This window comes from Bradyrhizobium sp. 521_C7_N1_3, assembly GCF_052075975.1.
Lineage (GTDB): Bacteria > Pseudomonadota > Alphaproteobacteria > Rhizobiales > Xanthobacteraceae > Bradyrhizobium > Bradyrhizobium japonicum.
The window spans coordinates 9,625,912-9,644,891 of record NZ_CP197232.1; the positions used below are offsets into that span (position 1 = coordinate 9,625,912).

General features: G+C 64.6%; 18 protein-coding genes. 7 read left to right on the forward strand and 11 right to left on the reverse strand.

Annotated elements, in window-relative coordinates; all coding sequences use genetic code 11:
- Window positions 1-89: 89 nt before the first annotated feature.
- From AB7008_RS45655 to AB7008_RS45680, 6 genes are all read right to left on the reverse strand, one after another.
- Entirely contained in the window at window positions 90-1,058 is a 969-nt protein-coding gene (locus AB7008_RS45655; RefSeq protein ID WP_014491545.1) for an NAD(P)H-dependent flavin oxidoreductase, read from the reverse strand.
- A 155-nt stretch (window positions 1,059-1,213) separates the two neighbouring features.
- Window positions 1,214-2,614, reverse strand: a complete 1,401-nt coding sequence (locus AB7008_RS45660) for an aspartate ammonia-lyase (RefSeq protein WP_248880278.1) — start codon at window positions 2,612-2,614, stop codon at window positions 1,214-1,216.
- Window positions 2,615-2,641: 27 nt separating this feature from the next.
- Entirely contained in the window at window positions 2,642-3,139 is a 498-nt protein-coding gene (locus tag AB7008_RS45665; RefSeq protein WP_304491752.1) for a hypothetical protein, read from the reverse strand.
- 122 nt (window positions 3,140-3,261) lie between these two features.
- Window positions 3,262-3,864: a YqaA family protein gene (locus AB7008_RS45670; RefSeq protein WP_080669636.1), complete on the reverse strand. Its 603-nt coding sequence runs from the start codon at window positions 3,862-3,864 to the stop codon at window positions 3,262-3,264.
- Window positions 3,865-3,997: 133 nt separating this feature from the next.
- On the reverse strand, window positions 3,998-4,402 hold the full coding sequence (gene hisE / locus AB7008_RS45675) for a phosphoribosyl-ATP diphosphatase (RefSeq protein WP_028147364.1): 405 nt from the start codon (window positions 4,400-4,402) through the stop codon (window positions 3,998-4,000).
- Between the two features lie 133 nt (window positions 4,403-4,535).
- On the reverse strand, window positions 4,536-4,913 hold the full coding sequence (locus AB7008_RS45680) for a hypothetical protein (protein ID WP_028159180.1): 378 nt from the start codon (window positions 4,911-4,913) through the stop codon (window positions 4,536-4,538).
- Window positions 4,914-5,140: 227 nt separating this feature from the next.
- Here AB7008_RS45680 and AB7008_RS45685 point away from each other — a divergent pair, with 227 nt between their 5' ends.
- The 6 genes from AB7008_RS45685 to AB7008_RS45710 all read left to right on the forward strand — a co-directional run bounded on the left by AB7008_RS45685 (window position 5,141) and on the right by AB7008_RS45710 (window position 12,753).
- The gene (locus tag AB7008_RS45685) at window positions 5,141-6,190 is read left to right on the forward strand and encodes an ABC transporter substrate-binding protein (RefSeq protein WP_441260965.1); all 1,050 of its coding nucleotides are present in this window, start codon (window positions 5,141-5,143) and stop codon (window positions 6,188-6,190) included.
- Between the two features lie 91 nt (window positions 6,191-6,281).
- Window positions 6,282-8,078 (forward strand): glucan ABC transporter ATP-binding protein/ permease, encoded by a 1,797-nt coding sequence (locus tag AB7008_RS45690; protein ID WP_014491538.1) that lies wholly within the window; start codon window positions 6,282-6,284, stop codon window positions 8,076-8,078.
- A 176-nt stretch (window positions 8,079-8,254) separates the two neighbouring features.
- Entirely contained in the window at window positions 8,255-9,727 is a 1,473-nt protein-coding gene (locus AB7008_RS45695) for a D-alanyl-D-alanine carboxypeptidase family protein (RefSeq protein WP_441260966.1), read from the forward strand.
- A gap of 189 nt (window positions 9,728-9,916) precedes the next feature.
- Window positions 9,917-11,602, forward strand: a complete 1,686-nt coding sequence (locus AB7008_RS45700) for a long-chain fatty acid--CoA ligase (RefSeq protein WP_014491536.1) — start codon at window positions 9,917-9,919, stop codon at window positions 11,600-11,602.
- A gap of 14 nt (window positions 11,603-11,616) precedes the next feature.
- Window positions 11,617-12,171, forward strand: a complete 555-nt coding sequence (locus AB7008_RS45705; protein WP_441260967.1) for a DUF924 family protein — start codon at window positions 11,617-11,619, stop codon at window positions 12,169-12,171.
- Window positions 12,172-12,267: 96 nt separating this feature from the next.
- Complete coding sequence (locus tag AB7008_RS45710; RefSeq protein ID WP_007597501.1) at window positions 12,268-12,753, forward strand: peroxiredoxin; 486 nt, start codon at window positions 12,268-12,270, stop codon at window positions 12,751-12,753.
- Between the two features lie 197 nt (window positions 12,754-12,950).
- On the opposite strand, the gene rnhA is transcribed toward AB7008_RS45710, so the two are convergent.
- Genes rnhA through ispH form a run of 3 tightly spaced genes read right to left on the reverse strand, consistent with a single transcriptional unit; the run spans window position 12,951 to window position 15,370 of the window.
- Entirely contained in the window at window positions 12,951-13,415 is a 465-nt protein-coding gene (rnhA, locus tag AB7008_RS45715; RefSeq protein ID WP_304491757.1) for a ribonuclease HI, read from the reverse strand.
- Window positions 13,412-14,395 (reverse strand): homoserine kinase, encoded by a 984-nt coding sequence (locus AB7008_RS45720; RefSeq protein WP_441260968.1) that lies wholly within the window; start codon window positions 14,393-14,395, stop codon window positions 13,412-13,414. Before AB7008_RS45720 ends, rnhA begins: the two co-directional genes overlap by 4 nt.
- Before the next feature lie 6 nt (window positions 14,396-14,401).
- Entirely contained in the window at window positions 14,402-15,370 is a 969-nt protein-coding gene (gene ispH / locus AB7008_RS45725; protein ID WP_014491532.1) for a 4-hydroxy-3-methylbut-2-enyl diphosphate reductase, read from the reverse strand.
- Window positions 15,371-15,635: 265 nt separating this feature from the next.
- Here ispH and AB7008_RS45730 point away from each other — a divergent pair, with 265 nt between their 5' ends.
- A complete protein-coding gene (locus AB7008_RS45730; protein ID WP_014491531.1) occupies window positions 15,636-16,331 on the forward strand; it encodes a DUF1013 domain-containing protein in 696 nt (231 codons plus the stop codon).
- Between the two features lie 185 nt (window positions 16,332-16,516).
- Here AB7008_RS45730 and AB7008_RS45735 read toward each other — a convergent pair whose 3' ends face one another.
- Together AB7008_RS45735 and AB7008_RS45740 are read right to left on the reverse strand one after the other, a co-directional pair.
- Window positions 16,517-16,786, reverse strand: coding sequence for a hypothetical protein (locus AB7008_RS45735; protein ID WP_039154465.1), 270 nt, complete (start codon window positions 16,784-16,786; stop codon window positions 16,517-16,519).
- 163 nt (window positions 16,787-16,949) lie between these two features.
- Entirely contained in the window at window positions 16,950-18,860 is a 1,911-nt protein-coding gene (locus AB7008_RS45740; RefSeq protein WP_441260969.1) for a propionyl-CoA synthetase, read from the reverse strand.
- Between the last annotated feature and the right edge of the window lie 120 nt (window positions 18,861-18,980).

Below are 18,980 nucleotides of genomic sequence, written 5' to 3' on the forward strand. Positions count from 1 at the left end.
CACGACTCTAAACTCCGAGTCTTCGCCAAACCACCCCCTGTGGTTATGGGTCCCGGATCTGCGCTTCGCTTGTCCGGGACGACAACAACTCACAGCGGCGGATCGATTGCCTCGTCATATTCCTTCTTGAAGCGCGCGATCAGATCGGCGGCGGGGATGATGCCGTCGACGCTGCCGATGCCTTGGCCTGAACCCCAGATCTCCTTCCAGGCCTTCGGCTTGGCGCGCTCGCCGGAGGCATCCGTGCCGAAGTTCATCTTGGACGGATCGGACGTCGGGAGGTTTTCCGGATCCATGCCGGCCGCGAGGATCGAAGGCTTCAGATAGTTGCCGTGCACGCCGGTGAAGAGGTTGGAGTAGACGATGTCGTCGGCCGTCGAGCCTGCGATCATTTCCTTGTATTTCTCGACCGCGTTGGCCTCCTTGGTCGCAATGAAGGCCGAGCCGATATAGGCGAAGTCTGCGCCGAGGATGCGCGCGGCGCGGATCGCCTTGCCGTTGCCGATCGCACCCGACAGCGCGATCGGGCCGTCGAACCATTTTCGCGTTTCTGCAACGAAGGCCAGCGGCGAGATCGTTCCGGCATGGCCGCCGGCGCCCGCCGCAACCAGGATCAGGCCATCGGCCCCCTTCTCGATCGCCTTGTGGGCGAACTTCTGGTTGATCACGTCGTGGAAGACGATGCCGCCCCAGCCGTGCACCGCTTGATTGAGCTCCTCGCGCGCGCCGAGCGACGAGATGATCATCGGCACCTTGTACTTGGCGCAGAGCTGCATGTCGTGATCGAGCCGGTTGTTCGACTTGTGCACGATCTGGTTCACCGCGAACGGCGCCGACGGCTTGTCGGGATGGGCACGGTCATAGGCCGCGAGCTCTTCGGTGATCCGCGCCAGCCATTCGTCGAGCAGCTCCGGCGGCCGCGCGTTCAGCGACGGAAACGAGCCGACCACACCGGCCTTGCACTGCGCGATCACGAGATCGGGCACCGAGATGATGAAGAGCGGCGAACCGATCACGGGGATCGACAGGCGTCCCTTGAACAAGGCAGGCATGGACATAGGCGAAACGATCCTTTGGTGGCGAGCATACCGAAAGCTGGAGGCCATACCAACAAGGCAATCTTTCCACTGTCAAGTATTGCGTTTTGACGCCGTGGCGGACGCCGTTACCGCAATTCCAACATGCGGAATTCGCTGCGCAAACGCGGGCGACATCACCCAATCAGATCCGGATTGATCAGCCGCTCGAACGAGAACATCTCGTCCCATTTCTCCTGCGTCAGCAGCTTGCGTTCGACCACCACGATCTGGTGCAGCGACTTGCCGCTCTTGTAGCCCTCGCGCGCGATCTCGGCGCATTGCTTGTAGCCGAGCAACGGCTTCAACACCGTGACGATACCCAACGAGTTCAGCACCATGTTGCGGGTGTGCTCCTCGTTGGCGGTGATGCCGACGACGCAGTTCTCACGCAGGCTGTTGACCGCGCGCTCCATGGTGCGGATCGAGAAGAACAGCGCGAACGAGATCACCGGCTCCATCACGTTGAGCTGAAGCTGGCCGGCACTTGCGGCGAGCGTCACCGTGGTGTCGAGGCCGATGACGAGGAAGCTGGTCTGGTTGACGACCTCGGGGATGACAGGATTGACCTTGCCCGGCATGATCGAGGAGCCCGGCTGGAGCTGCGGCAGGTTGATCTCGTTGAAGCCGGCGCGCGGGCCCGAGGCCAGCAGGCGGATGTCGTTGCAGATTTTCGTCAGCTTGCTCGCCGTGCGCTTGAGCACGCCGGAGAGCTGCACATAGGCGCCGGTGTCCGAGGTCGCCTCGACGAGATCGCCGGCGAGGATGAAGTCGACGCCGGTCAGCGCACTCAGATGCCGGACCGCAAGTTTTGGATAGCCGACGGCCGCGGTGACGGAGGTGCCGATCGCGGTGGCGCCGAGATTGATCTCGCGCAGCAGCGCGCGCGCCTCGGAGATGCGGTCGACCTCCTCGCCGATCGTGGTGCCCCAGCCGCGGAATTCGGCGCCGAGCGACATCGGAACAGCGTCCTGAAGATGCGTGCGCCCCATCTTCAGCACGCGCTCGAACTCGCGGCCCTTGGTGAAGAAGGCCTCCTGGAGCTGGCGCAGCGCCGTCATGTAGCTCTCGAGCCGCAGGATCAGTGCCAGCCGGAACGCGGTCGGATAGGTGTCGTTGGTCGACTGGCCGTAATTCACATGGTCGTTCGGGCTGACATGCTGGTAGTCGCCCTTTCTGAAGCCGAGCGATTCCAGCGCGAGATTGGCGATCACCTCGTTGGCGTTCATGTTGGTGGAGGTGCCGGCGCCGCCCTGGATGAAGTCGGTGACGAACTGATCCATCATGTCGCCGGCGATGACGCGGTCGCAGCCCTGGATGATCGCATCCGCAACTTTCGCATCGACCGCGCCAAGGTCGCGGTTGGCCATCGCGGCAGCCTTCTTGACGTAACCGAGCGCCTTCACGAAGTAAGGCTCCTGGTTCATCGGAATGCCGGTGATGTGGAAGTTCTCCTTCCCGCGGATGGTCTGAACGCCGTAGTAGGTGTCGTCGGCGATCTCCCGCTGTCCGAGGAAGTCCTGCTCCGTACGGCTCATGGGCGCTCCTTTGCTGGCGCTACGTGCTCAGTTCTGGCACAGCGCGCTGGTGACGAAGGTATCGGTGCGGCAGTCATCCGGTTTGCGTTGCCGGCCCGGGATCAGAACCTTGGCCGAGCATTTTTCCGCGGAATCGGCGTTCAGGCTCTTGCCTTCCTTGTAGCCCTTGCTCTGGCAGAGCTGGTCGGCGGCTTGCTTGCAGTCGGGCGCGCCATTCGACGAGGCGGGGCAGGCCATGCGCCCCGACACCATCGCCGACGGCGTCGCCAGCCGCGACAGATCGTTCATGGTCTCGCTCGGGCTTTTGATCGGCGGCAGGATCGAGGGCAGCTTGTCGAACAGCTTGCCCATTTCGTTGATCAGCCCGGGATTTTCCTCGCGCGCCGGCGACGATGAAGGTGCTGATGTCGAGGGCGGCGGCGCGGATTGCGGCCAGCCGGTGCCGCCGGCACCAAGCAGGAGCGAAAGCACTGCAAATATCAGCGTCCCCAGTCGGAGGACCGGATTGCCGGATCGAACCATCATGACGGCAACCGTAGCTGAACCCTGCGCAGCGGCAAAGCGCGGGGTTATTGAGCGAACATGATCTTTGCGGAGACCGGCTTCACTCGTCGTGCTGACGCGGCCCGTCGGGTCCGGATCATTCCCTAGATCAGCTTGACCGCGACGACGAAGCCGAGCACCAGCACGACGGCGCCGATCGCCACCCAGAGCCCGAGATGCTTCTCGATCCTGACGCGGATCCAGTCGCCATAGCGGTTGAGCAGGATCGCGACGATGAAGAAACGGCCGCCGCGCGCGATGATCGAGCACAGGATGAACAGGACGATATTGTAGCCGGCAAAGCCCGAGGTGATGGTGACGAGCTTGTAGGGGATCGGCGTCAGGCCCTTGAGCAGGATGATCACCGCGCCCCACTCCGCATAGGAGGCGCGGAAGGCATCGACCTTGTCGCCGAGGCCATAGACCTGGATCAGCCAATGACCGACCGAGTCGAACAGCAGCGCGCCGATGGCGTAGCCGAGCAGGCCGCCGAGCACCGAGGTGACGGTGCAGATCGCGGCATAGACCCAGGCGCGCTGCGGGCGCGCCAGCGACATCGGGATCAGCATCACATCCGGCGGGACCGGAAAGAACGAGCTTTCTGCGAAAGCCACGGCTCCCATGATCCAGAGCGCGTAGGGCTTGTGGGCGGCGTCGATGCACCAGTCGTAGATACGTTTCAGCATGGCGCCGCGATGAAGCACCATGGGACGGATTTGTCCATCGCGAGTTTTGTGACGATTTGGCCTGATCCGGAACAGTGTGTCGCGGTTTTCCGAAAGATCACGCGCAAACAACAACCTAAAGCGCGATGACGCTTTGCGCCGGTTTCACCGCGTTTTAGTGGCGCTTGCGCGAGACGCGCCCTTCCAGCGCGACAATTGGCCGCCTGGCCGCAACGCGCGGTGACGCGACTTTGGGCAGCTTCATCGGCGACTTCGGCAGCTTCTCGGCAATGCCGAGCATGTCTTCCCGCCGCGCCATTTCGCGCCAGACATCCTCCGGGCGCACGCCGGCCGAGGCCCAGAGCACCGTGAGATTGTAGAGCAGGTCGGCGCTTTCCCGGATCACGGCCTCGCTATCGCCATTGACCGCGTCAATGACGACCTCAATGGCTTCTTCGGCCAGTTTCTTCGCCATTTTGGACGGCCCACGCTGAAACAGCCGGGCGGTACGCGATGTTGCCGGATCAAGATCCTTGGCCGCGAGCACAGCCAGATATAGCCGCTCAAGCGAATCACTCATGGTGCTCAAAACTACCCTAAACCAATGGCGAGCGCGTTAACGCGCAGGGTTAAAAGCGAAAAACAGGCCGCCGCGGCAAGCGCGACGGCCCGTTGTGGTCAAGACTTGGTAGCCGGGGACTTGGTAGCCAAGGCTAGTAGCAGTTCTGCATGTAGCCCTGGCCACAGAGCTCCGACGGAGCCGAGCCGCCATAGCGCTGATATTGGTAGTTCGGGCCCGGGCCGTAGTAAGGACCGTAGGCGGGGCCACTGTAATAGGCAGGGCCGCCGTAATAGCCATAACCCGGACCCGGACCGTAGTCATAAGCGTAGGCGTCACGGGTCGCAGCGATCGCAAGGCCGGTGCCGATGATGCCGGCAAAGGCCGCGGCAGCCGCAGCACCACCGCCACCGCCATGCCAGTGGCGGCCGCCTGCGTATGAGGCAGTCGGGGCGACCGCGGTCAGCGCCAGCACCGCGGCGGTGGCAAGGACGGCCTTGCGGCCGGCAAATCTCGAGAATCGGTCAAACATGTCCTGGACCCTCCTTGGGACCTCGAATGGTGCCTGACGACAGGCTCATGTCGTTCAAACACCCGCATCCCATGTTGGGTTCCCCAACCCCAACAGAAGCTGAACGGGGTTGCGTGATCATGACGCAACCCCCGCTCATCCGCCGTTCATGTTGGCGCGCGCAGGCTCGTCGCCGGCCGGCGCTGCGAGCGTCACGAAACCACAACAATGCGGGACCGGCGCGACTGATGTTTGCATTCAAGACGATCGCCCTTCGCGGCCTGCTGGCCATTGCAATCCCGCTTGCCGCGCTGGCTGCACGCGACGTCAGCGCGGCCGAGACTGCTGCGCCGTCCACTGCCATCCACTTCACATTCGATCGTCCCGTCGATGCGAGCATGGCGCCGTTCTTCCTCGCCGCGAAGGACGGCAATTTCGGTACCGAGCGTCTCAACGTGTCCTTCAAGAGCGCAACCGGATCGCCGGAGGCGCTTGCGCGCGTCGCCAAGGGCGACAGCGAGCTCGCACTCGTCGACATCAACGAGCTGATCCGCTTTCGCGACAAGGACGATGCCGCGCCGGTCAAAGCCGTGTTCGTGCTGTTCAATCGCGCGCCTTACGCGATCGTCGCGCGCAGGAGCCGCGGCATTCACTTGCTGCCCGACCTCGACGGCAAGACCGTCGGCGTCGCCGACGGCGATCTGTCGATGCGGCTGTGGCCGGCGCTGGCGCAGCAGAACGGCATCAACGCGTCGCAAGTGAAATTCCACAAGATCAGCGCCGCGGTCCGCGAGCCGATCCTCTCCGCGGGCCAGGTCGATGCGGTCGCCGGCTTCAGCTATCTCTCTGCGGTGAATCTGCGCGACCGCGGCGTGCCCGGCGGCGATCTCGTGGTACTCCGCTATGCCGACTATGGCTGCGAGGCCTACGGCTTCGCCGTGGTGGCCAACCCCGCTTTCGCCGCCACGAAGCCCGACGCCGTGAAGGGATTCGTCCGCGCATTGATCGCCGGCGTCAACGCGACCATCAAAGAGCCGGCCCGCGCGGCGGACGAAGCCACGAGCCGGATCGACGACGGCGACCGCGATCTCGAGCGGGAACGCCTGCGCAGCGTGCTCATCGACAACATCCTGACCGACGAGGTCAAGCGCAACGGCCTCGGCGGCATCGACCCGGCGCGCCTGGACCGCTCGATCGACCAGATCGCGCAGGATTTCAAATTCCGGAAGCGGCCGGCGGCGGGCGATATCTTCGACGACCGGTTCCTGCCGCCGATCGCGGGACGGTTGATCAACTGAGCAAAACCCGCAGCTTCCGCTGTATCTCACCGGCGATCCCTGATTAGAATGTGGGCTCACACCGTTTCGTCCGCTCGAGTTCGTCCACCGCATGTCCATCCTCCGCCTCTACACCCGCGTTCTCGAACTGCTCGGCAAGGAGGCGCGGCTGGGCTGGTTGCTGGCGTTTGCCAATCTCCTGCTCGCGGCCTCGCAGTTCGCGGAACCCGTGCTGTTCGGCCGGATCGTCGACGTGCTCTCCGGCAAGACGGTCGCCGGATCGAACTCGGCCTGGCCGTTCCTGCTGGCCTGGGTGGCGTTCGGGCTGTTCACGATCGGCTGCAGCGCGCTCGTGGCGCTGCAGGCCGACCGGCTGTCGCATCGCCAACGTCAGGCGGTGCTGACCGACTATTTCGAGCATATTCTGCAACTGCCGCTGACCTTCCACTCAGGCACCCATTCGGGCCGGCTGATGAAGGTGATGCTCAACGGCACCGACGCGCTGTGGCGGTTGTGGCTCGGCTTCTTCCGCGAGCACTTTGCCGCGATCCTGTCGGTCGTGGTGCTGCTGCCGCTGTCGCTCTACCTGAACTGGCGGCTCGCGATCCTGCTGTTCGTGCTCTGCATCGTCTTCACCGTGCTGACCACCTTCGTCGTACGCAAGACCTTCGGCATGCAGATGGCAGTCGAGGAGCGATATAGCGAGCTCTCCGCGCGAGCCTCCGACGCGCTCGGCAATGTCGCCCTGGTGCAGAGTTTTGTCCGTGTCGAATCCGAAGTGAAGGGACTGCGCTCCGTCGCCGACGAGCTGCTCGCCGCGCAGATGCCGGTGCTGTCCTGGTGGGCGCTCGTCACCGTCATCACCCGCGCCTCCACCACCATCACGGTGCTCGCGATCTTCTCGCTCGGCATCGCCCTGCACGACCAGGGGCTCACCTCGGTCGGCGAGATCGTGATGTTCGTGAGCTTCGCGACGATGCTGATCCAGAAGCTCGAACAGGTCGTGAGCTTCATCAACAACGTGTTCATGGAAGCCCCGCGCCTGCGCGAATTCTTCAACGTGCTCGACGCGGTGCCCGCGGTGCACGACCGCCCAGACGCGATCGATGCGGGGCGGCTCTCCGGCCTCGTCGAATTCAATGACGTCACCTTCTCCTATGACGGCAAGCGGCCGGCAATCGAGGACCTCTCCTTCACCGCGCTGCCCGGCCAGACCATCGCGCTGGTCGGCCCGACCGGCGCCGGCAAGTCGACCGCGATCGCGCTGTTGCATCGCGCCTTCGATCCGCAGTCCGGTTTCATCAGGATCGACGGCATGGACGTGCGTGGCGTGACGCTGACGTCGCTGCGGCGAAACATCGGCGTCGTGTTCCAGGAAGCGCTGCTGTTCAACCGCTCGATCGAGGACAATCTGCGCGTCGGCAAACCGGATGCGACCGAAGCCGAGATGCGCAAGGCCGCCGAGCGCGCGCAGGCGCTCGAATTCATCGAGCGCAGCGGCGGCTTCGAGACCAATGCCGGCGAGCGCGGCCGCATGCTCTCCGGCGGCGAGCGGCAGCGGCTGTCGATCGCCCGCGCGCTGCTGAAGGATCCGCCGATCCTGATCCTGGACGAGGCCACCAGCGCGCTCGACGCCGTCACCGAGGCCAAGGTGAACGCCGCTCTCGACGAAGTGATGAAGGGGCGCACCACGTTCGTGATCGCCCACCGTCTCTCGACCATCCGCAATGCCACGCGGATCCTGGTGTTCGAGAACGGCCGCGTGATCGAAAGCGGAACTTTCGATGAACTCGTGGCCAAAGGCGGCCATTTTGCCGAACTCGCCAGGGCCCAGTTCATGGTTCAGGAAAATGCGCGGGCCAGCGTGACGGCCGCTGAGGCTGCGGCGACTGCGGTCAAGTCCCCATAGCATCGTCGAAATTCGGCCTATTTCATCGCGGAATACCCGGCCCAAACCCCTATTCTCGACGCACGAGCCGGTATAAGTTTGCGACGCCGCAAGCGGCGGCGCCGGACTTCAGAACCGACCATCAGATCACGAGAGCCGACCGGAACCGGCGGGTCTCCAAGGACCGGAATCGGATAGTGCACGCCCTTCGCCCGCTGCTTCGCAAGTCCCTGTTCAACCTGTTCGCCGCGGCCCTCGCATCCGCCGCGCTGCTTGCGCCGCGCGCGGCGAGCGCCGAAGCACTGCTGCTGATCGAAGCCGACAGCGGCAAGGTGCTGCAGGCGGAGAACGCGACGATTCCCTGGTATCCGGCCTCCGTCACCAAGATCATGACCGCCTATGTGACGCTGAAGGCGGTCAAGGACGGCAGGCTCACGCTCGACACGCTGCTCACGGTATCGCCGACGGCGGCTTCGCAATCGCCGTCGAAGATGGGGTTCCGTCCGGGAACGCAGCTCACGGTCGACAACGCGCTGAAGATGATGATGGTGAAGTCGGCCAACGACATGGCGGTGGTGCTCGCCGAAGGCGTCGGCGGCTCGATCGACGGCTTCTCGGCGATGATGAACGATACCGCGCGGAAGCTCGGCATGACGCAGACGAGCTACGTCAATCCGAACGGCCTGCCCGCCGACGGCCAGATCACGTCCGCGCGCGACCTCGGCATTCTCGCGCGCTCGTTCCTGCGCGACCTGCCGGAATACGAATACTTCGTGCACATCCCGGCGATCCGCTTCGGCAAACGCGTCACCGGCAATTTCAACAAGTTGATCGGCCGCTACCCCGGCGCCGACGGTTTCAAGACCGGCTTCATCTGCGCCTCCGGCTACAATCTCGTGGCGTCGGCCACGCGCAACGGCCGCCGGCTGATCGCCGTCGTGCTCGGCGCCAACTCCGGCACCGCGCGTGCCGTGAAGGCGGCGCAGCTGCTCGAGCGCGGCTTCAGCCAGGACAATCTCACCTGGCTCCGCCCCTCGCTCGGCACCGTCGACAGGCTGGTGCCGGTCGACGCCTCGCCGCCGAACCTGCGCGAGGACATGTGCGGCGGTCATCGCAAGCGGCCGGCCAGCGACGATGACGACGCACTGATCGCCACCAATGGCGGCACGTCCGGATCGGCCTCCGCCACCGGCGGCGAAGCCCAGGTGACCTTCTTCACCGCGGGCCTTCAGCCGCCCCTGATGAAGGCCTCCGAGCTGATGGCCACGGCGCCCGCGGCGGCCGAGCCCGTGCTGGTCTATACCGGCCCGACCCGCACCGGCACCGCCCTGATCGCGGCGGTCGCGGCCGATGCCGACCAGCAGGCCACGCCAAAGCCGCGTGGCAAGAAGTCGCGCGTCGCCAGGAAGCCCGACGCGGCCGACAAGCCGAAGGATACCAAGGCGACGGATGCCAAGACGGCGGCGGCAAAGCCGGATGCCGCCAAGCCTGGCGCCAAGAGCGATACCAAGTCCGCGGCGAAGCCGGTCGGGACCAAGCATGCCGCGGCCAAGCATGATGCGGCGGCGAAACCCGCCGAGAAGCCTGCGTCAAGCGGCGATCAGACAGCCAAGCCCGCCAAGCCCAAGGCCGCGACCAAGCCCGCCGCCAAGCCTGCCAACAACAGTTAACGGCCCCCTTCGCAAGCCGCGCCCACTTCGCACCTGCGGCAGAGCGACTTGCGACAATTCCAGTAGCCACTCCCGGACCTTTGTCCTAAGCCTCGACCGGCTTGCCACCCGTTCCGGCAGGCTCGATACTGGCCGCAATGAGGCAAGCCCGAGACACAACGGGCTCTGGTAAATTGAGGGGAGTTTTCCATGGAGCGCATCTGGCTCAAGCAATATCCGCCCGGCGTGCCTGCTGATATCGAGCCGACCCAATACGCATCGCTGGTCGACCTGCTGGAGGAGAGCTTCGTCAAGTTCGCCGACCGCAAGGCGTTCATCTGCATGGACAAGGCGATCAGCTATCGCGACCTCGACCAGATGTCGCTGGCGCTCGCCGCCTATTTGCAGGGCCGCGGCCTGCAGCGCGGCGCTCGCGTCGCGATCATGATGCCGAACGTGCTGCAATATCCGGTCGCGACCGCTGCCGTGCTGCGCGCCGGTTTCGCGGTGGTCAACGTCAACCCGCTCTACACGCCGCGCGAGCTCGAGCATCAGCTCAAGGATTCCGGCGCCGAAGCCATCATCGTGCTGGAGAATTTCGCCCACACGGTCGAGCAGGTGATCGCGAGGACGCAAGTCAAGCATGTCATCGTCGGCAGCATGGGCGACCTGCTCGGCTTCAAGGGCGTGATCGTCAACCTCGTCGTGCGCCGCGTGAAGAAGATGGTGCCGGCGTGGTCGCTGCCGGGCGCGGTGTCGTTCAACGACGCGGTATCGGCCGGCCGCGGCCTGACGTTCAACAAGCCGAAGCTGTCGCCGGGCGACGTCGCCTTCCTGCAATATACCGGCGGCACCACCGGCGTCTCCAAGGGCGCCACCCTGCTCCACCGCAACATCGTCGCCAACGTCCTGCAGAACGACGCCTGGCTCCAGCCGGCACTCGCCGCGCCGCCGCATGTCGATCAGCTCATGATCGTCTGCGCGCTGCCGCTCTATCACATCTTCGCGCTGACGGCCTGCTACCTGCTCGCGGTGCGCGCCGGCGGCTGCAATCTGCTGATCCCCAATCCGCGCGACATCGCGGGCTTCGTCAAGGAGCTGGCGAAGTACCAGGTCAACAGCTTCCCGGCCGTGAACACGCTCTACAACGGCTTGATGCACCATCCCGACTTCAAGAAGCTCGACTTCTCCAAGCTGAAGATCTCGAACGGCGGCGGCATGGCGGTGCAGCGCCCGGTCGCCGAGCAGTGGAAGGCGGTGACCGGCTGCTTCATCGCCGAAGGCTACGGCCTGTCGGAGACATCGCCGACGCTGACCTGCAATCCCGCGACCACGACCGAGTTCTCGGGATCGATCGGCATCCCCGTGCCTTCGACCTGGATCTCGATCCGCGACGACGACGGCAACGAAGTCCCGCTCGGCCAGCCCGGCGAGATCTGCGCCAAGGGCCCGCAGGTGATGTCGGGCTACTGGAACAGGCCGGAAGAGACCGCCAAGGTGATGACCGCCGACGGCTATTTCCGCACCGGCGACATCGGCGTGATGGACGAGAAGGGCTACACCAAGATCGTCGACCGCAAGAAGGACATGATCCTGGTCTCGGGCTTCAACGTCTATCCGAACGAGATCGAGGAAGTGATCGCGAGCAATCCGGGCGTGCTCGAATGCGCCGTGATCGGCATCCCCGATTCCAAGTCGGGCGAGGCGGTGAAGGCGTTCGTGGTGAAGAAGGATCCCAACCTCACCGCGGAAGCCGTGATCAAGTTCTGCCAGGAGCAGCTTACCGGCTACAAGGTGCCGAAGCACATCGAATTCCGCACCGACCTGCCGAAGACCAATGTCGGCAAGATCCTGCGCCGGCAGCTCCGCGACGAGAAGAAGGCGGAGGCGGCGTAGGCCATTTATTGCTGATGTCAGAGACCTGCGACGTGACGCCGGCCGGCATTCTCGCCTTCTGGCGCGCGGCCGGCCGCGATACCTGGTACAAGCGCGACGACGCTTTCGATGCTGAGATCCGGCGCCGCTTTCTTCCGCTATGGAAGCGGGCGACCGCCGGCGAGCTGGCCTCCTGGGAAGAAAGCGACGAGGGCGCGCTCGCGCTCGTCATCGCGCTCGACCAGTTTCCCCGCAACATGTTTCGCGGCACGCCGGAGGCCTTTGCCAGCGACTCGCCGGCGCGCGACGTCGCCCGCCGCGCAATCGATCGGGGCGTCGATCGCAGGATCGATCCCATCCTGCTCGAATTCCTCTATTTGCCCTTCATGCATTCCGAGCACCTGCCCGACCAGTTGCATTGCGTCGCGCTGTTTCAGAACACCGACAATGCCGAGAACCTGAAATACGCGCGGGAGCACGCTGACATCATCCAGCGGTTCGGCCGCTTTCCCCACCGCAACCGCCTGCTCGACCGCGCCACCACCGAGGAAGAACAGGCCTTCCTCGACGGCGGCGGTTTTGCCGGCTGATGACAGAACGGTGAAGGACCGCGCCCCTCGCCGCCCATGTTGTGCAGCGCCGCCGCACGGTCTAAAAAGCGGGACCGATTTTCAGGGAGACTGACGATGGCGATCCAGACTGGCGACAAGCTGCCCGAGGCGAAATTCCGCGTGATGACGGCCGAAGGTCCGCAGGTGAAGACCACCGACGACATCTTCAAGGGCAAGAAAGTGGCGCTGTTTGCAGTGCCCGGCGCCTACACCGGCACCTGCCACAAGATGCATCTGCCGAGCATCTTCCTCAACGCCTATGCCATGAAGGACAAGGGCGTCGACACCATCGCCATCGTCTCCGTCAACGACGCTTTCGTCATGAACGCCTGGAAGCGCGATACCGACCAGCGCGACGAGGCCATCTTCCTCGCCGACGGCAATGCCGACTTCGCCAAGGCGATCGGCATGGAGCTGGACGCCTCCGGCAACGGCCTCGGCATCCGCTCCAAGCGCTATTCGATGCTGGTCGAGGACGGCGTGGTGAAGAAGCTGAACCTCGAAGCGATGCCCGGCAAGGTCGAGGTCTCCGGCGGCGATACGCTGCTGGGGCAGCTGTAAGGCGGCCAACGCTCTCAACCACAAATGACACTGTCATGCCCCGCGAAGGCGGGGCATCCAGTACGCCGAAGCTTCTCGGCTCAATCACAACCGTCTCTGGAATACTGGATCGCCCGGTCAAGCCGGGCGATGACAGTTGGGAATATGGCGACGACGACGGCTAAGGATGTAGCAGCGTCCGCGAAGACGTCGACGCCCTACTCCCCCACCCGCTGCTGCAACCGCGCCTTTACGATCCCATCCCGGGCGAGTTGATCCGCGCGCTCGTTCTCGGGATGGCCGGCGTGACCCTTGACCCAGTGCCAGCGGACCTCGTGCTGCTTCAGCGCCGCATCCAGGCGCTGCCATAGCTCGACATTCTTCACCGGCTTCTTGTCGGCAGTGCGCCAGCCGTTGCGCTTCCAGCCGTGGATCCAGCCGGTGATGCCCTGCCGCACATACTGGCTGTCGGTATAGAGGTCGACGGTGCACGGCTTCTTCAGCGCTTCGAGGGCGGAGATCGCGGCCATCAACTCCATCTGGTTGTTGGTGGTGTGGCGTTCGCCGCCGTTCAGCTCTTTTTCCTTGTCACCGAACTTCAGGATCGCGCCCCAGCCGCCGGGCCCGGGATTTCCCGAGCAGGCGCCGTCGGTATAGATCGTGACAACGGGAAGCTCGCTCACGCGACCAGTCCTGACGGCATCAGCCCGTAATCGCGCGCGCTGGAAACGCTCTGGTGGAAGCGCAGCTTGCGAAAATATTCCAGTGGGTCCTTGGGCTTGACCAGCGCACCCGCGGGCACGTTGAGCCAGTCGACCAGCCGCGTCAGCAGGAAGCGGATCGCGGCGCCGCGCGCGAGCAGCGGCAGCGCGGCTTCTTCCGCCTCGGAGAGTTTTCGCACACGGCCATAGGCATTGAGGAAGGCGCGCGCCTTGGTGACGTTGAACGAATGGTCCGGCTCGAAACACCAGGCATTCAGGCAGATCGCGACGTCATAGGCCAGCATGTCGTTGCAGGCGAAGGTGAAGTCGATGATGCCGGAGAGCTTGTCGCCGAGGAAGAAGACGTTGTCGTTGAAGAGATCGGCGTGGATCACGCCTTCAGGCAGATCAGTCGGCCAGACCCCGCTCGAGAGATAGTCGAGCTCGGCGGCGAGAAACGCATGCAGGCCCGGCTGGACCTCATCGGCGCGGCTTGCCGCCGCGTCGAACAGCGGTCGCCAGCCGGAGACCGACAGCGCATTACCACGCTTGATCGCAAAATTGGCGCCGGCCAGATGCATCCTGGCAAGCCCCTCGCCGACGCCGGCGCAATGGGCCGCGTTCGGCTTGCGCGGCCAGACGCCTTCGAGAAAGGTGATGATCGCGGCCGGCCGGCCCGACAACTCGCGCAGCGCCTGGCCGTCCCCGGCCTTCACCGGCAGCGGGCAGGTGACGCCGTGCTCGGCGAGATGCGTCATCAGCGCGAGGAAGAACGGCAGGTCGTTCTTCGCCACGCGCTTCTCATAGAGCGTGAGGATGAACGAGCCCTTGCTGGTGTGCAGCAGGAAGTTGGTGTTTTCGACGCCCTCGGCGATGCCCTTGTAGGAGAGCAATTCGCCGAGATCGTATTGCTTCAGGAAATCCGCAAGCTCGTCGGCGGCAACGTCGGTGTAGACCGCCATAAAGGTCTACTCGGCGGCGGCTTCGGGACGCACCTGGCGCGGCAGCGGGAAGAACTCGTTCTCTTCCGCGGCAGAGACCGTCTCCACATGCAGCGTGTAGCGCTCGGCGAAGGCGTCCATGATCTCCTCGACGATCACTTCCGGCGCGGACGCGCCCGCGGTGATGCCGAGGCTCGAGATGTTGCCGAACCTGGTCCAGTCGAGGTCGGCGGCGCGCTGCGCCAGCACCGCGATCTTGCAGCCTTCACGCTCGGCGACCTCGCGCAGGCGCTGCGAGTTCGACGAATTCGGCGCACCGACCACGATCAGCGCATCGACCACCGGCGCCACCTTCTTTACCGCGAGCTGGCGGTTGGTGGTGGCGTAGCAGATGTCTTCCTTGTGCGGGCCGTTGATGTTCGGGAAGCGCTCCTTGAGCAGCGCCACGATCTCCGCGGTGTCGTCGATCGACAGCGTGGTCTGGGTGACGAAGGCGAGGTTGTTCGGATCCTTCGGCGAGATCGTCTTGGCGTCCTCGGCGGTCTCGATCAGGGTCACGGCGCCGACCGGAAGCTGGCCGAGCGTGCCGACCACTTCGGGGTGATGGGAGTGGCCGATCAGGAAGATCTCGCGGCCGCGCTTGAAGTGGATCGCGGCCTCGCGGTGCACCTTGGTGACCAGCGGGCAGGTCGCATCCAGCGAGAACAGATTGCGGGAGGTGGCGTCGGCCGGGACCGATTTCGGCACGCCATGGGCCGAGAACACCACCGGCGCGGTGGTGTTTTCCGGGATTTCGGCGAGCTCTTCGACGAAGATCGCGCCCTTCTTCTTCAACCCGTCGACGACGTATTTGTTGTGCACAATCTCGTGGCGAACATAGACGGGGGCGCCGTATTTATCGAGGGCCCGTTCCACGGTGTCGATCGCCCGGACCACCCCGGCGCAGAAGCCGCGGGGAGAACAAAGCACGATCTTGAGGTCTGGTTTGGCTGACATTGAGCGATCTCGGGACCGAATCACCCGTTTCGCCTTCTGGCGGGGGCGGTCAATGGATGGAATTGGGCTTTAATGGGTCTGCTAGGACTTTACAGGCGCTTCCAAGGGAATTGGCCCCCCTTTCGGGCGCTGTCAAGGCACTATCTATAGCAGAACCATTGCGTGGCTAGCCCCTCCGGGCTTATATAGCGCGAATTCCCTGTCATCGCTGATGACCACCGGTTTCGCCTCCAGAGGGGTGGGCGAAGCACAAAGGAGATTTGCCATGAGCAACGCACCTCTGATGCCCAAGGCGACCGCCGTCTGGCTGCTCGACAACACCGCGCTGACCTTCGACCAGGTCGCCGATTTCACCAAGATGCATCCCCTCGAGGTGCGCGCGATCGCCGACGGCGACGCTGCCCAGGGCATCAAGGGCATGGATCCCCTCTCCAACGGCCAGCTGACCCGCGAGGAGATCGAGAAGGGCGAGAAGAACCCGGACTACCGGCTCCGCCTTCAGGAGAGCAAGGTCGTGCTGCCGCCCCAGCCCAAGCGCAAGGGTCCGCGCTACACCCCGGTCTCCCGCCGCCATGAGCGCCCGAGCGCCATCCTCTGGCTGCTGCGCAGCCATCCGGAGCTCAAGGACGCCCAGATCATGCGCCTGGTCGGCACCACCAAGAGCACCATCGCCAGCGTTCGCGACCGCACCCATTGGAACACCTCCCAGCTGACCCCGATCGACCCGGTGACGCTTGGCCTTTGCTCGCAGATCGAGCTCGATTTCGAAGTGGCGCGCGCGGCGAAGGAGAAGCCGATCGACGCAGCCTATGGCGGCGCCACCTTGCTCCCGGCTTCCGAGACCACCAAGAAGGACGAGTTCGAGCCGGCGGAGCGATCGAGCGACGACCTCAACGTCGACGCCGTGTTCGCCAAGCTGAAGACGCTCGGCGGCAAGAAGCAGGACGAGGAGGAGGAGTAAGGCTCCCCTCTCGATTCGTCATCGAACGCAGTTTGAACGCGGCGGGGAAACCTGCCGTGTTTTTGCTTTGTCTCTTCAACAAGAGTAGCCCGGATGGAGCGCAGCGTAATCCGGGATGCACGACACGCCGATGCACGTGTCCCGGATTGCGCTTCGCTCCATCCGGGCTACGAACCGAGTTGTACCTACGGCCGCTCGGGATGGTTCAGCATGTATTCGCCGAGATCGCGCTGGCGGCGGTCGGCGCGTGCGGTCGCAGCGTTGCGCTGGACGTCACGGTCCTTGCGGCACGCCACATATTCGGGCGAGCCCGCCGCATAGCCGCGGCCCTGGCAGACTGCGTCGTCATCGTCGCCGCCGACCGCCACCGGCGTCTGGTAGCGCGCGGAGCAGGCGGAGACAGCGACGGCGAGCAGCACGGCGACAAGCAGGCGCGGCGCGGTGGCGAGTGGCATACGAGGTCCCCTGTTGGCCGGCCCTGTTTAGCGCGGAATGAGGAGATTGTAAGTCCGCAAGGCCCGGTTTCCTCCCGCAGTCATGCCCCGCTTTCGCGGGTGATGACAGCGGAGGTTGGTGCAACAGCGTCGCGCCTCACCGGCACGACGGCCGGAGATCGCCTCACACCCTGCCCTTCAGCGCCTCGCCGATCTCGTCCAGCACCTTGGGATCCTCGATCGTGGCCGGCATGGTCCAGGCTTCGCCATCGGCGATCTTCTTGATGGTCCCGCGCAGGATCTTGCCGGAACGCGTCTTCGGCAGGCGGCCGACGGTAATGGCGAGCTTGAAGGCGGCGACGGGGCCGAGCCTGTCGCGCACCAGCGCGACGATCTCCTTTTCGATGTCCGCAGGCGCGCGCTTCACGCCGGCCTTGAGCACCAGGAAGCCGCAGGGCACTTCGCCCTTGATCGCGTCCTTGACGCCGAGCACGGCACATTCGGCGACATCCGGATGCGAGGCCAGAATCTCCTCCATGCCGCCGGTGGAGAGCCTGTGGCCGGCGACGTTGATGATGTCGTCGGTGCGGCCCATGACGAAGACATAGCCGTCCTCATCCTTGTAGCCGGCGTCCGAGGTTTTGTAATAGCCGGGGAATTCAGTGAGGTAGGCGTCCTTGAAGCGCGCATCCTGATTCCACAACGTCGGCAGGCAACCCGGCGGCATCGGCAGCTTGATGACGATCGAGCCCATGGTGTTGGGGCCGACGGGCTTTGCGGCTTCGTCGACGACGTCGACCTGGTAGCCCGGCATCGGCACCGTCGGCGAGCCATGCTTCACCGGCAACATGCCGAGACCGACCGGATTGCCGGCGATGCACCAGCCCGTCTCGGTCTGCCACCAATGGTCGATCACCGGCACCTTGAGCTGCTGCTCCGCCCATTCCACCGTCGGCGGATCGGCACGCTCGCCGGCGAGGAACAGCGTGCGGAATTGCGACAGGTCGTACTGCCGGATGAACTTTCCTTCCGGATCCTCTTTGCGGATCGCGCGGAACGCCGTCGGTGCGGTGAAGAAGGCGACCGCCTTGTGCTCGCTGATGACGCGCCAGAACGCGCCGGCATCGGGCGTGCCGATTGGCTTGCCCTCGTACATGATCGAGGTCGCACCATGCAGCAGCGGGCCATAGATGATGTAGCTGTGGCCGACCACCCAGCCGATGTCGGAGCCACACCACCAGACCTCGCCCGGCTTGACGCCATAGAGATTGAACATCGACCATTTCACCGCGACCAGGTGCCCGCCATTGTCGCGCACGACGCCCTTGGGAATACCGGTCGTGCCCGAGGTGTAGAGGATGTAGAGCGGATCGGTGGCGGCGACAGGCACGCAAGGGGCCTTCTTGCCGTCGTTCATCGCCTTGCGGCGCAGGCTCGCCCAATCGTAGTCGCGGCCCGGCGTGAGGTCGCAGATGTGCTGGGAACGTTGCAGCACGATGCAGGCCTTCGGCTTCGTGCCCGCAAGCTTGATCGCCTCGTCGAGCAGCGGCTTGTACTGCACGATGCGGCCGGGCTCGATGCCGCAGCTTGCGGAGAGGATGAGCTTCGGCTGCGCGTCGTCGATGCGGGTGGCGAGCTCCTTGGCGGCAAAGCCGCCGAACACCACCGAGTGCACCGCGCCGATGCGCGCGCAGGCGAGCATCGCGACGACAGCCTCCGGCACCATCGGCATATAGAGGATGACGCGATCGCCCTTGGCGACACCAAAATCCTGCATGATGGCGCCGAGCGCCTGCACCTCACCCAATAGCTCGGCGTAGGTGAATCTGGTGACCGAGCCCGTCAGCGGTGAATCATGGATCAGCGCCACCTGGTCGGCGCGGCCGCGTTCGACATGGCGGTCGAGCGCGTTGTAGCAGGTGTTGACGACGCCGCCCATGAACCAGCGGCCGTAGACGCCCTGCGAGGCATCGAAGATCGTCTTCGGCGGCTCGATCCAGTCGATCTCCGTGGCCGCCTCGGCCCAGAAGCCCTGGGGATCAGCCAGCGAGCGCGCATGGACCTCGTGATAGAGGCTCGTTCCCTTGACGTTCATTCCCGCGCTCCCGTTCCCTTTTCGCCTGGCCTTGACCTGACCGACAGGACGAGCGTCCCGCCATGACAGGGATCAAGTACCGGCGTTGTTTGAGAGGTATTTTCCCGGGAACGGGCCGCG